The sequence below is a fragment of the Magnetococcales bacterium genome, assembly GCA_015231925.1.
Taxonomy (GTDB): Bacteria; Pseudomonadota; Magnetococcia; order Magnetococcales; family JADGAQ01; genus JADGAQ01.
Genome location: JADGAQ010000079.1, coordinates 1 through 12,836, shown reverse-complemented (window position 1 = coordinate 12,836; position 12,836 = coordinate 1). Strand labels below are relative to the sequence as shown.

The 12,836-nt window shown below is 61.7% G+C and carries 14 protein-coding genes and 1 other RNA gene; 10 read left to right on the top strand and 5 right to left on the bottom strand.

Translation table 11 applies throughout. The features are described from left to right. Positions 1-179 precede the first annotated feature (179 nt). Positions 180-548, top strand: a transfer-messenger RNA (tmRNA) gene (gene ssrA, locus HQL56_10245). Positions 549-898: 350 nt separating this feature from the next. On the opposite strand, the gene HQL56_10240 is transcribed toward ssrA, so the two are convergent. The 5 genes from HQL56_10240 to HQL56_10220 all read right to left on the bottom strand — a co-directional run bounded on the left by HQL56_10240 (position 899) and on the right by HQL56_10220 (position 3,611). Continuing rightward, positions 899-1,306, bottom strand: a complete 408-nt coding sequence (locus HQL56_10240; GenBank protein ID MBF0309897.1) for a hypothetical protein — start codon at positions 1,304-1,306, stop codon at positions 899-901. After that, on the bottom strand, positions 1,303-2,628 hold the full coding sequence (locus tag HQL56_10235) for a recombinase family protein (GenBank protein MBF0309896.1): 1,326 nt from the start codon (positions 2,626-2,628) through the stop codon (positions 1,303-1,305). The genes HQL56_10240 and HQL56_10235 overlap by 4 nt, the downstream gene beginning before the upstream one ends. Next, a complete protein-coding gene (locus tag HQL56_10230; GenBank protein MBF0309895.1) occupies positions 2,625-3,068 on the bottom strand; it encodes a DUF2924 domain-containing protein in 444 nt (147 codons plus the stop codon). The genes HQL56_10235 and HQL56_10230 overlap by 4 nt, the downstream gene beginning before the upstream one ends. Next, on the bottom strand, positions 3,061-3,270 hold the full coding sequence (locus HQL56_10225; protein ID MBF0309894.1) for a hypothetical protein: 210 nt from the start codon (positions 3,268-3,270) through the stop codon (positions 3,061-3,063). The genes HQL56_10230 and HQL56_10225 overlap by 8 nt, the downstream gene beginning before the upstream one ends. 191 nt (positions 3,271-3,461) lie before the next feature. Then, positions 3,462-3,611: a hypothetical protein gene (locus HQL56_10220; protein ID MBF0309893.1), complete on the bottom strand. Its 150-nt coding sequence runs from the start codon at positions 3,609-3,611 to the stop codon at positions 3,462-3,464. A 199-nt stretch (positions 3,612-3,810) separates the two neighbouring features. Between HQL56_10220 and HQL56_10215 the strand changes: the two genes are divergently transcribed. From HQL56_10215 to HQL56_10175, 9 genes are all read left to right on the top strand, one after another. Further along, positions 3,811-4,170, top strand: coding sequence for a hypothetical protein (locus tag HQL56_10215; protein ID MBF0309892.1), 360 nt, complete (start codon positions 3,811-3,813; stop codon positions 4,168-4,170). Between the two features lie 161 nt (positions 4,171-4,331). Beyond that, a complete protein-coding gene (locus tag HQL56_10210; GenBank protein MBF0309891.1) occupies positions 4,332-4,811 on the top strand; it encodes a hypothetical protein in 480 nt (159 codons plus the stop codon). Between the two features lie 267 nt (positions 4,812-5,078). Continuing rightward, positions 5,079-5,672 carry a hypothetical protein gene (locus tag HQL56_10205; GenBank protein MBF0309890.1) on the top strand — a complete coding sequence of 198 codons (594 nt, stop codon included), beginning with the start codon at positions 5,079-5,081 and terminating at the stop codon, positions 5,670-5,672. Continuing rightward, entirely contained in the window at positions 5,672-6,541 is an 870-nt protein-coding gene (locus tag HQL56_10200) for an ATP-binding protein (protein ID MBF0309889.1), read from the top strand. The genes HQL56_10205 and HQL56_10200 overlap by 1 nt, the downstream gene beginning before the upstream one ends. Before the next feature lie 26 nt (positions 6,542-6,567). Continuing rightward, a complete protein-coding gene (locus tag HQL56_10195; protein MBF0309888.1) occupies positions 6,568-7,239 on the top strand; it encodes a hypothetical protein in 672 nt (223 codons plus the stop codon). A gap of 15 nt (positions 7,240-7,254) precedes the next feature. Next, positions 7,255-8,979, top strand: coding sequence for a DEAD/DEAH box helicase (locus HQL56_10190; protein MBF0309887.1), 1,725 nt, complete (start codon positions 7,255-7,257; stop codon positions 8,977-8,979). After that, entirely contained in the window at positions 8,979-9,404 is a 426-nt protein-coding gene (locus HQL56_10185; GenBank protein ID MBF0309886.1) for a hypothetical protein, read from the top strand. Before HQL56_10190 ends, HQL56_10185 begins: the two co-directional genes overlap by 1 nt. Before the next feature lie 11 nt (positions 9,405-9,415). Continuing rightward, positions 9,416-10,174, top strand: coding sequence for a hypothetical protein (locus tag HQL56_10180; protein MBF0309885.1), 759 nt, complete (start codon positions 9,416-9,418; stop codon positions 10,172-10,174). Beyond that, positions 10,168-12,836, top strand: a 2,669-nt coding sequence (locus HQL56_10175; GenBank protein ID MBF0309884.1) for a DUF3987 domain-containing protein, incomplete at its 3' end; no start/stop codon positions are given. The genes HQL56_10180 and HQL56_10175, both read left to right, overlap by 7 nt.

Genomic DNA, 12,836 nt, shown 5'->3' with positions numbered 1-12,836 from the left:
CGGGAAATCCGGGGACACCTTACCCATTTGCCGGGAAATCCGGGGACACCTTACCCATTTGGGGCACAGCGTACCCATTTCCCGGCAAATTCCTGCATCAGGCACCACCCCCTACCCTTCCGGACGAATTCGATTGCGGCAGGGACGCGGGGAGTATATGATGGCCACTGGTGGAATATGGGGGTGATACGGTTTCGACGGGGCTTAGAAAGGTCCTGGAGGCGACCCGGTATGGTACCGCCGTAATGGACCAACATGCACAAACGCCAACGACGAGTTCTACGGCGAAGCTTTGGCCGCCGCCTAAAAGCGGAGGTCTTGGCTTTGGGTCCGGACCCGGACCTGGAAACAGAAGCTGATGAAGCGGGGTCAAGCCGGAAATGCGCAGGCCGGTCTAAATCCAGGGGTGCCCAGTACTGCGAGGTAACGGAGGTTCCAAAGCCAGCCGGTCTGCAAGGCAGCGGAACTGAATGACCGGCAGATGGTCGTAATCCCGCCAGACGGAGTACAGGTTTCGGACGCGGGTTCGACTCCCGCCACCTCCACCATTTTGAATTTACAGGGTTTTCTCCACCGAAAGACCGCCCACCCCGGCGGTCTTTTCGCATTCAAAAACCCCAATGTTTCCAATGGTTACGGCGACAACAGAAAACGGGTTCTCCCCCAATTCCCGGACCCGCCGCCGTCTATCCCGTCCGTTCTCTTCTCTCTTTGCCAAAATTCTCTGAAAGCTCTGGACTCAGGCCCGGTGAGTCCGGAAAAGTCGGACTCACTTTTTATGCGCATTTTCAATGAATAACAGTATTCGCTTATAGATGGTGATTTCGCATCGGCACTTGGTTGCCTGCTGGCGAGTTGGCCTCAAATACCGAGTCCGGCGACGAGAACGCGCCGGTGATCAGACCGGCGCTGCGATCCCCCATTGTTCCCGTTGCTGCGCCCACTCTGCCGGAAACGGCTTGGCCAGCTCTCGCCATGTCATAACGTCCGGCTGGTTGCCATCCAAGATAACTTTCACGATATCAGGAGCCAACAGGGTCAAGCGCAGCACCTTCGCCACATAGGAATCGTCGAGGTTCTCCCTCTCTGCCAGTGCCCTGATGGACCCGATCCGGCCATTTTCCATGTCTCTCAGCCAACGGTGCGCCTTTGCCATAAGCCGCGCCAGGGTATCATCCCGTTGCGGCATGGGCATCGAGTCCATTCCGTCCGGGGCCATGATCCGCTTCCTGCCGCCTCTCTTGCGCAGATTCATGGGGATTGTGATGATAATGGTGGTTCCGTCCTGACTCAGTTCTGCTTTCATGCCGCTTCCTCTTTCGTGTTCCAAAGGTCGTTCAGTTCACGGGACAGGGTGTCGAGCCCTTGGGCGCGCAGATGCACCTTCACTGCCTCGGTGAATACGTCCACCTGGGCAACAAGGAGCTGCACCAGCCGCTGTTGTTCCGCCGGGAACAGTTCATCCCAAACCGGGTCGAGCCGCTGCAAGGCTTCCGTTACGTCCCGTTCCTGAATTTCCGTACCGGCTTTCTTGCCTGCCCGCCACGTTTTGACCACCATCTCCGGCGAACGCAACACCATGCGCACCTGCTGGATCACCACCGCCTCGATCTCCCCGGCGGCGACGCTGCGAATGAGACAAGAGTTATAGCCGCTCTTGGCCGCCGACTGGCACAGGTAGTATCGGTAAAGTCTGCCATCCTTGCGGGCGTAGGTTGGGCTCATGGCGCGGTTGCAATGGCGACAGAAAATGATGCCGCCTAACAAGGCCTGACTTTGCTTCCGACGCCTCGCCCGTTGCCGTCTTGTATTGGATGCCAACAGGGCCTGGGTTCGATCCCAGGTCTCCCGATCAATGATCGGATCGTGCTCCCCAGGGAAGCTTTCCGTTCCCGCCGGGATCTCCCCCAGGTAGTGGCGATTTCCAAGCATCCGATAAAGGTATCCCTTATCAAATGGTTTTCCGCTGCGGCTGACCGTCCCAGCCATATCCAATTCTTCCACCACCTGCGTTGCGGAGCCGGTTTCCAGGTATCTTCGGAAGATGAACCGCACAATCTCCGCTTCTTCATTGGCAATCAACAGCTTGCGATTCTGGACAACATACCCCAGGGGAACGTGCCCGCCCATCCACATTCCCTTGCGTTTCGATGCCGCAAACTTGTCCCGGATCCGTTCCGCCGAGATTTCCCGTTCGAACTGCGCGAAAGAGAGGAGCACGTTCAGGGTGAGACGGCCCATGGAGGTGGTGGTGTTGAAGGACTGGGTAATGCTGGCGAAGGTAACTTTCTGGCGGTCAAAGGCTTCCACCAGCTTGGCGAAATCCAGCAGGGAGCGGGTCAAACGGTCGATCTTGTAGACCACCACCACGTTGACCTGCCCCGCCTCGATGTCGGCCAGCAGCCGCTTCAGAGCGGGTCGCTCCAGATTTCCCCCGGAGAAGCCCCCGTCGTCATAGCGGTCGGTCACCAGGAACCACCCCTCGGACTTCTGGCTGGCGATGTAGGCCTCGCACGCCTCACGCTGGGCGTCGAGGGTGTTGAACTCCATCTCCAGCCCCTCATCGGTACTCTTGCGGGTGTAGATGGCGCACCGAACTTTTGGAGTAACCTGTTTTCGAAGGCTCATGACCGGCTCCTGATCTGCTTTTTGAGGCCAAAGAAAACGTAGCCATTCCATCGTGTTCCGGTAATGAAGTTGGCCACTGCCGTCAGACTCTTGAAGTGCTTCCCCTGATATTCGAAGCCGTTTTCCAAAACCGTGCATCCATGCTCCACGCCCTTCCATTCCCGCACCAAGCTGGTGCCCGGAAGAATCTGCTCCCGTGAAGCCTTTCCATTCGAGGCCCCAGCCTCATCCGAGGCCAGATTTTCCAACCGTTTTCCGGTTTCCTCCGACATCCCACCGTAGGCCAGTTCTTGAAGCCGGTATGCCAGCCGCTTCACCAGAAAGGTCCGATTGAACGGCGGAGGATCTTTTTCGTGGAATTTCTTCCACATGGCCTTCAAATCCGGGGTGCTCATCCCCGGCAAGGCCGCCACTTGTTTGATCACATCAATGTTATTCATGGTCTTCTCCTTGAGTTGGTTTTCGACCATGAGGGCCTATGGTTGGCGACTTATCCAGTGGATTTTTCTCTGTTTTATTATTTTTCATTAACCGCGCCATCCCGGTGGCGAGAATGTTGGCCACCTCCTTCAATCGCTCTTCGGCAGGCATCAGATCGGGTGCCGTGGGGCGCAGTCTGTTTTCCTTCAACATGGTCGTCATAGCGTTCACCTCTGATTTGCAGGGAATCAGCGGCTCACAATCACTTCCCTTCATAGATCAAAAAACGGACCACCGTTGAGGACTGAAACCCCATCGTCACTCTCGGAATGATGGGGCATGAGTGCCATACCGTTCCATTTTGCGGGCCATGGCGTTCCATCTGACGACCCGCATCGCTCCCAACATCCAGATCACCCGGCTGACCAGGAATCACAGTCCATTTCAGTCCACAACGCCGTTCCGGCATGCGTGCCATCTCGTTCCAATTTGCAGCTTTGGCGTTCCATCTTGTTGCCATCCCGTTCCAATTCGCCGCCAAACCGTTCCGTTTTGCGTGCCATCCGTTCCATTTCGCACGTCCCCACCCCGCGACCCTTCCTCCTTCTTAATTTGCCCATTTTCAACCCATATAAATGCTATCAACTATCTGCTTTTGCTTATTAAAACCAAGATGGCATTGAGGTTGCGCTATAGAGGGAAAACCCGGCTCACAATCACTAATGACCGGAACCTGATCACCGAACGCGAGATGGAACTGAAATGAACCCGAACCGGAAGGCCGCCGTGTCCATGAGAAACAAGCCGATCTGCATGATCCGCCCGATGGGCATGGAGGAATCGAATACAGCGGAATCGGAGAAGGGCTTGTGGATCGCCGTCTTGAATCAGGCGGTGAAGGACGCCAGGACGTTGGTCCAGAAGGTGGAGAAAAACCCCAATCTGTGGGGCAACCCGCTGTTCCGCTCCGAGGTGTTGTACCTAAAGCGGTACTTCCTGAGCCGGTCAATGGATCTGGGCGGATTCGGTTTTATCTGCGACCTGATGAACGTGGATTCCGAGCATGCCGCCCGGCGCATTGATGAGAAGTACCTCCGGCGTTTGACGCCGGGCACGACATAGCCCAACCACCCCGGTCGGGTGCCCGACCGGGTGAGATGGGTCACGAACCCGCACGCATAGGATTCATGGTCCGAAAAACCCGATTCCTGGCGGGTCTGGCGTGCGGTTATTTTCAGGATCTCCTTCAGGAGGAAAAGATGAACGAGAACGTCACCAGCAAGTTGACCATGAACGCCCCCATCACCATTGATCAACTGCGCCAGATGCCCATGGGCGAGGTCGCCGCCCTGCCGGTCAGGGAACTGGCCCGGCTGCAACAGGAGGCCTCCGAGGCCGCCGCCCGGGTCAAGCTGGTCAACGACCTGCTGGACGGCGTCTTCGCCCGCCGCTTCGGCGACCGGGCCACAGCCATCCGCAGGGAGAGCGGCAAAGAGTTCGGGGTGGTGCGGTTCCGCGAGGATGGGCTGGAGGTCGTCGCTGACCTGAAAAAGGAGGTGAAGTGGGATCAACAGAAACTGGCAACCATCGTCTCCCGCATAGCGGAAAGCGGTGAAGACCCTGGCGAGTACGTCAAGCTGACTCATGGGGTCGATGAGAGAAAGTATTCCGCGTGGCCAAACCACATCAAGGCGGTTTTCGAAGAAGCCAGGACGACTCAGAGCGGGCGGCAGGCGTTCAAGATTGTCGTACCGGAAAGATAACCATGCATGATGAATCTAGGCGTGGCGAGGCACGGCACGGCTTGGCGAAGCGAGGCGAGGCGAGGCCGGGCAAGGCTAGGCACGGTGCGGCAACGCAAGGCACGGCACGGATTTTAAATGAACTATCAAGAACTGCATGACATGGCGAGGCGATGCATGGCAGGGCTAGGCATGGCAAGGCGCTGCTGGGCATGGCTTGGCGAGGCAAGGCACGGATTTCACAAAATTAATTAATTTTCCGGACATCAATAACCAGGGAGAATACTCATGAAACGACTCGAAATCGGCATTGAAGGCATGACGCCTTTGCTCTGCAACCGCTTCACCGATGCGGCCCAGATGGCCGCCACGGAAGGAACGCGCACCGGCATCGTGGGCAACAAGGGCACGCCCCGCGAGATTGCAGAAAGCAAGCTCTACATCGGCCACGACGGCAAGCCCATGGTTCCGGCCCCCAACCTGTTTCGAGCCATCATTGATGCCGGACGGTTCTTCAAGGCGGGCAAGTCCCTCATCACCACCCAGAAATCGTCTCTGATCCCGGCATGCGTCGCCATCGAGGAAATCGAACTGTCCCTGGATCACAAGGAACCATGGACGGTGGACACCAGGGCCGTGCGCATTCCCTCCACCGGCGGACGCATCCTCTCCCATCGCCCCTGTTTCCAGGATTGGCGGTTTCGATTCACGGTACTCCTCGATGATGGACTCATCACCGCCAAGTTGTTTCGCGAGATCGTGGATGCCGCCGGTTCCAGGATTGGCCTCGGCGATTTCCGCCCGGCCTGCAAGGGGCCCTTCGGCCGATTCGTGGTGACCCATTGGCTGGACGTAACCACGGCTCGGCAGGAGGCAGCATGATGAACAGATTGCCCATTATCACCGCCGACCAACGCATGGCCGAACGGCGCGGCATCAAGGGCGTTCTCGTGGGGCCGGTCGGGATCGGCAAAACCTCACAGCTTTGGACGCTTGACCCGGCAACCACCTTGTTCGTCGACATGGAAGCTGGCGATCTGGCCGTCGAGGGCTGGCCCGGTGACACCATCCGCCCCCGCACCTGGCAGGAGTGCAGGGACATCGCGGTCTACATCGGCGGACCCAACCCGGCCTTGCGGGATGACCAATCCTTCAGCGACGCCCACTACCAGGCGGTGGTGGCCAAGTACGGTGATCCCGCAGTCCTGAGCAGATACGAAACGCTTTTTCTCGACAGTCTCACGGTCGGAGCCCGGCTCTGCATGCAGTGGTGCAAGGGTCAGCCGCAAGCGTTCAGCGACAAAACCGGCAAGCCCGACCTGCGCGGGGCCTACGGCCTACTGGGTCAGGAGATGATCAACTGGCTGGTTCATCTCCAGCACACCCGCAACAAGAACGTCTGGTTCGTCGGCATCCTGGACAAGAAGATCGACGACTTCAATCGACCCTATTTCGCTTTGCAATTGGAAGGGTCCAAGACCGGCCTGGAGCTGCCCGGCATCGTGGACGAGGTGGTCACCCTCACCGAATTGAAAGCCGAGGATGGCGGCCTTTTCCGCGCCTTCGTCTGCCACACCCTGAACCCATGGGGCTTCCCCGCCAAGGACCGCTCCGGTCGTCTGGCCATGGTGGAGGAACCCCACCTGGGCCGCCTCATGGCCAAGATCAGCGGACCGGTGCGCCCCATCCACGAACGCCTCGAATACGGTCAACCGGCTCCCGCCGAGATCGCCACCACTGCTTCTAATTGACAATACCAGGAGATCACACCATGAACATGAACGCTGCTTGGCAGGACTACAACGACGCCGACACCCAGAACAACTTCGACTTGCTCCCCAAGGGGACCATCATCCCCGTCAGGATGACCATCAAGCCCGGCGGCATCGACGATCCCAGCCGGGGCTGGACCGGCGGATACGCCACCCGCGCCAAGGAAAGCGACGCGGTCTACCTCAACTGCGAGTTCGTCATCACCGCCGGAGAATACGCCCGGCGCAAGGTGTGGAGCCTGATCGGCCTTTACAGCCCCAAGGGTCCGGAGTGGGGCAACATGGGACGCGCCTTCATCCGCGCCATCCTCAATTCCGCCCGGGGGCTGTCGGACAAGGATACCTCCTCCCGCGCCCTGGAGGCCCGCCGCATCCGTGGTTTCGTCGACCTGGACGGAATCGAGTTCCTGGCCAGGATCGACGTGGAGAAGGACGCCAACGGCGATCCAAAGAACGTGATCAAAATGGCCATCACTCCGGACATGAAGGAATACCAGGGGTTCCAGCCTGTCGCCGCGCCGGTGGCTCCCGCTGCCAGCTTCCAACCTTCCCCTTCCTTCCAGCCTCCCGCGTCGGCTCCCGCCGCCACCAACGGCTGGCGTCCGCCCCAACAGCAGGCCGCGCCTGCCCAGGGACAGAACGGTGGCAACATCGCCCGCCCGGCCTGGGCGCAGTAACCGGGAGGTCTGGAGATGATTCTCAGGCCCAGACAGCAAGTGTTCGTGGAGCGGTCGGTGGCAGCCCTCCACGAGCACGGAAATACCCTGGCGGTCGCGCCTACCGGGGCAGGCAAGACGGTGATGCTTTCCGCCGTGGTGGGCCGGATGCTGGCCGAAGGCAGTGGCAAGGCCTGCGTCCTGGCCCATCGGGATGAGCTGACCCGGCAGAACGTGACCAAGTTCTGCCGGGTCAACCCCGGCCTCTCCACCTCCATCGTGGACGCGGACTCCAAGTCCTGGCGGGGCCGGACCACCTTCGCCATGGTGCCGACCCTGGCGCGCTCTTCCAATCTGGAGGCCATGCCACCCCTCGATCTGCTGGTGATCGACGAGGCCCACCACGCGGCGGCCCCCGGCTATCGCCGCATCCTGTCCGCCGCCAGGGAGCACAATCCAGAGTGCCGCATTTACGGTGTCACTGCCACCCCCAACCGGGGTGACAAGAAGGCCCTGCGCCCCATCTTCTCCAACGTGGCGGATCAGGTGCGGCTGGGGGAGTTGGTGCGCTCCGGCCACCTGGTCCCGCCCCGCACCTTCGTCATCGACGTCGGCACCGGCGAGGCCCTGCGCGAGGTCAAGCGCACCGCCGACGACTTCGACATGGCCGAAGTGGACCGGATCATGAACAAGGCCCCGGTCACCGAGGCCGTCATCCGTCACTGGCAGGAGAAAGCGCAAGAGGCGGGGAGCGGCGAAGCCGCGACAGGGAGCATCAAAAGATTCCGCAAGAGCGTGGTCTTCTGCTCCACCGTGGACCACGCCCGGAACGTCACCGAAGCCTTCAATGCCACCGGGATCGAAGCTGTGCTGATCCACGGTGACTTGCCCGATGGAGAACGCCGGGCGGTGCTGTGCCGGTTCGAAAAGGGCGATGCCCAGGTGGTGGTCAACGTCGCCGTGCTGACCGAAGGCTGGGACCACCCGCCCACCTCCTGCGTGGTGCTGCTGCGACCCAGTTCCTACAAATCCACCCTGATCCAGATGGTAGGGCGGGGCCTTCGCACCGTCGATCCCAACGAACATCCGGGGGTGTTCAAAACCGACTGCGTCGTGTTGGACTTCGGCACCTCCACCCTGCTGCACGGCTCATTGGAGCAGGACGTGGACCTGGATGGGAAGGAGTTCCAGGGAGAGGCTCCCACCAAGGATTGCCCGGAATGTCAGGCCACCGTTCCCCTGGCCGTTCGGGAATGCCCCCTCTGCGGTTACGTCTGGGAGCGGATGGACGAAGGCAGCGGCCCTCCGGAACCCCTGGCCGATTTCATCATGACCGAGGTCGATCTCTTGGCCCGCTCCAGTTTCCTGTGGGTGGACCTGTTCGGCGACGACGCGGCGTTGCTGGCCAACGGCTTCAACGCCTGGGGTGGGGTCTTCTTCCTCAATGGCCGCTGGCATGGGGTGGGTGGGGCCAATGGTACTCCGACCCGACTCCTCTCCATCGGCGAACGTACCGTCTGCCTGGCCGCCGCCGATGACTGGCTCAACGACCACGAGACCGCTGACTCGGCCCACAAGACCAAACGTTGGATTCACGAGGCCCCCACCGAGCGGCAGTTGCAATACCTCCCGGCGGAATACCGCTTCGACCACAACCTGACCCGCTACCAGGCCTCGGCCTTGATGACCTTCCGCTTCAACCGGCGGGCCATCCAGGGGCTGATCTTCGGAGCATCTACCGCCCTTGCGGAGGTGGCGTGATGCCCATCCCGGCCTGGACCACGGCGCGCACCAACTGGCACGACCCCCGGCTGGGCTGGGTCTCCCTCCCGCCGGGGCTGCGGTGTCACCGGGTCTGGCTGGATGACCTGCCGAGTCGGGAGCGGGCCATCTTCGGAAACATTCTGCGGCGATCCCCCGGCCACGTCCTGGTCCAGTTGGTGGGAGGAGTGCGGGCACTCAACAGGACATTGCTGATGGAGGCGAAGGACATGACGGACGCGACGGATCTGGAACGGGCGGCCATGGCCGCCACCCTGGTCCCCCTGGGGGAATACGTGGGCAGCATCGGTATGCATCGCCCCCTGGCGGATTACAGCAAAGAGGAGGTGTTGACCCTCATCGACGTGGTGGTCAGCGCCTACCAAAACCATTTCAACAAGCACAACGACGACATCCCGTTCTGAAGGCGAAGGTCATGTTGGACTTTAATCACAACGCCGCGTTCGGTGAGATCGTCACCGGTCTGATCGACGCCGCCCTGGTCGCCGAGGAAGCCGCCAGTCCGCCCCGACAATATCTGGGGGGCTCCCGGCTGGGGGTGGCCTGCGAGCGGGCGTTGCAGTTCGAATACGCCGGGGCCCCCAGGGATGCGGGCCGGGGTTTCGACGGCAAGACCCTGCGCATCTTCGCCGCCGGGCATCTCTTCGAGGAACTGGCCATCCGTTGGTTGCAAGCTGCGGGATTCAACCTCGCTGTCCGAAAAAAGGACGGCGGTCAATTCGGTTTCTCGGTGGCCAAGGGACGCATTCAGGGCCATGTGGACGGCATCCTGGCCGGTGGGCACCTGGAGGTTCCTATGGGCTATCCAGCCCTCTGGGAGTGCAAATCCCTCAACAACAAGTCCTGGAACGACACCGTGAAGCGCGGCGTGGCCATCTCCAAGCCGGTCTACGCCGCACAGATTGCCGTTTACCAAGCCTACATGGAGACCGCCGTCCCTGGCATCTCCTCCAATCCGGCCCTGTTCACCGCCATCAATAAGGACACCGCCGACCTGCACTTTGAGCTGGTCCCCTTCGACGCCGCCCTGGCCCAGCGCATGACCGACCGGGCGGTGCGCGTCCTCCAGGCCACCGAGGCCCACGATCTGCTCCCGCGCATCACCCGCGATCCCAGCCACTTCGAGTGCCGTTTCTGCGACTGGCAGGATCGCTGCTGGAGGCTGGCATGCTGACGCCCAAGCAGGATGCCTTCTGCCGCGCCTTTGCGGAAACCGGCAACGCCAGCGAAGCGTACCGGCAGGCCTATGGTGCTCAAGGGAAGCCTGCAACGGTGCGTAATGAGGCCTACCGACTCCTGAAAATTGCCCGAGTCGCAGAGAGGATTACGGAACTTCGCACAGGGAACCCCGACGCAGGCATGGCACCCGATGCGGACAACCCCGACGTGGACAACCCCGACGTGGGCAGGAACCCCGACGCGGGCATGGACCCCGATGCGAGCAACCCCAACGTGGGCAGGAACCCCGACGCGGGTATGGACCCCGATGCGGGCAACCCCGACGTGGGCAGGAACCCCGATGTGGTCGTTGACCCCGATGCGGGCAACTCCGACGTGGTCGTTGACTCCGATGCGAGCAACCCCGACATGGGCAGGAACCCCGACGTGGTGAATGACACCATCTGGCTGGACTTCAACGATGCCCAACCTCAACCGGAGGAACCGACGAATTTCGTCACTTTGACCCCCGACCCGGAAGCCATCGCTGCATACTTCGACCTGGTCTTCGGCTATTGCGACGGCATGATCCCTCTGCGAGGGCTGACCGATCCCGGCCAGGGACTGGCCAATCGTCCCCACCACATCTGGATCGAAGCCGACGAGCAGGCCACAGGCAAGGCCGTCACCTTCGCCCAGTGGGCCGCCAACAACGGGGCCGCCTTCTACGTCATCCCCGGAACCGTGGCGCAACGTGGGCAGGCCAGGGCCGACGAGGTGGTGCAACTCCAGACCGTCCTGGTGGACCTGGACAGCGGCGACGTGGCGGCCAAGCTGGCTCATCTCGCCCTCCACCTGGGCGATCCCACCGCCATCGTCGAATCCGGCGGCACCACCCCGGAGGGACAGAACAAGCTGCACGCCTATTGGAAGCTGTCTGAACCCGCCGAAGGTGACGAGATCGCCCTGGTCTGCCGCCTCCGCTATGAGATCGCCCTGAAGGTGGGTGGCGATCCCCACTTCCGTTCCGCGCATCAGCCCATCCGTGTGGCGGGATCGGTCTATCACAAGCACGGCCACAAGCGGCTGACGACCTTCCGCACCATCTCCCGCCGGGAAGTTCACCTGCGCGACCTTGCGGAAGCGGTGGACGACATGCCCCCCATGGTGGAGATCGATCTTTCCAGCCTGGATTTCAACACTGCGCCAATGGCCAAGCCGCCCGTGGACGCCATCCTCACCACCCCGGTGCGGGCCGAGGCCCAGGATGCCTGGACCCGCTTCGAGGGGGCTTCCGCCGCCATCGGCCACTACATCCGCATGGCCCATGAAGGCCGCATGAGCCGGGGCGAGGCCTGGGAAGCCATCCGCCAGTACAACGCCGCCATGCTGCGGCCCCCATGGGATGAGGAGCGGCTGGCCAACGAAGCCCAACGGCTGTGGGAGAAGCATTGCCAACACCATGGTCCAGCAGTGGGCGCGCCCCAGGGCGACAACCCATGGCCCGATCCGCACCCCCTCTCCAACGCCGATGAGGAACCTCGCCCATATCCCCTAGAGGCTCTACCAAGCGTGCTGCGGGATGCAGCTCAGGAAGTGGCCCGCTTCGTCAAAGTGCCTGTCGCCTCTCCGGCGGTGATCGGCCTGTCGGTGGCAGCACTGGCCATCGGCAAGAAGGCCCGCATCCAGGAACGGCCCGGCCTTTACCACCATCCCGCCCTGTTCCACGCCCTGATCGCGGCCAGCGGCGAGCGCAAAAGCCCGCCGTTCAAGCTCATGACCCGGTCCCTGGAACAGTGGATCGAAGGGGAGATGGACGCCCATCACCAGCGCGTCGCCGAGGTCGCCACCACCAATCAGGTGCTGGACACCCTGCTGACCGCCCTGAAAAAACAGGCGACCAACCCCAAACTGTCGGAAGCCGAACAGCAAGCTTTCATCAGCAAAATGGCCCAGGAGGAATGCAAACGGGTCGCGTTGCCGCCCCATCCCCGCATGTTCACCTCCGACGCCACGGAGGAGCGGCTGTTCCAGCGGATGCATCTCCGGGGCGGAGAGTACGCCGTGCTCTCCGGCGAGGGGCGTCCCGTCTTCGATGCCATCATGGGCAAATATTCCGGCAAGGAGCGTACCGGCGACGCCATTTATCTGAGCGGCATCTCCGGCGACACCATCACCCGCGACCGGGTGGGCAACGAGAACGGCCCCGAGGATCGCATGATCGTCAACCCCTGCCTCAACGTCTGCGTCATGGTCCAGCCGGACAAATATCTGGAGGCGGCCCGTCATCCCTCCCTGCGGGCCTCGGGGGCGTTGGCCCGCATCTGGCCCGTCTGGCTCCCCTCCCTGGTGGGAACCCGCATGGAGGAGGCCAACGAACCCGGTCTCAACGAGTTCATCCTGCAACCCTACGAGGAGACCATCCTGGGGCTGCTCAACGCAATGGCGACGGAAGAAGAGGACAAACCCGCCTGCCATCTGGTCAGGCTCTCCCCCGAGGCACGGGAGTCCCGGCGGCAATGGCACAACGCCGTGGAACTGCAAATGGCGGAAGGGCGCGATCTGGAAGACGTGCGGGACATCGCCAGCAAGGCGGTGTCGGCCACGGTCAAGGCGGCGCTGGTGCTGCACCTCCTGGAGCATCCCCACCTCCTCGCCGAGGAGGAATCGGAAGTCAA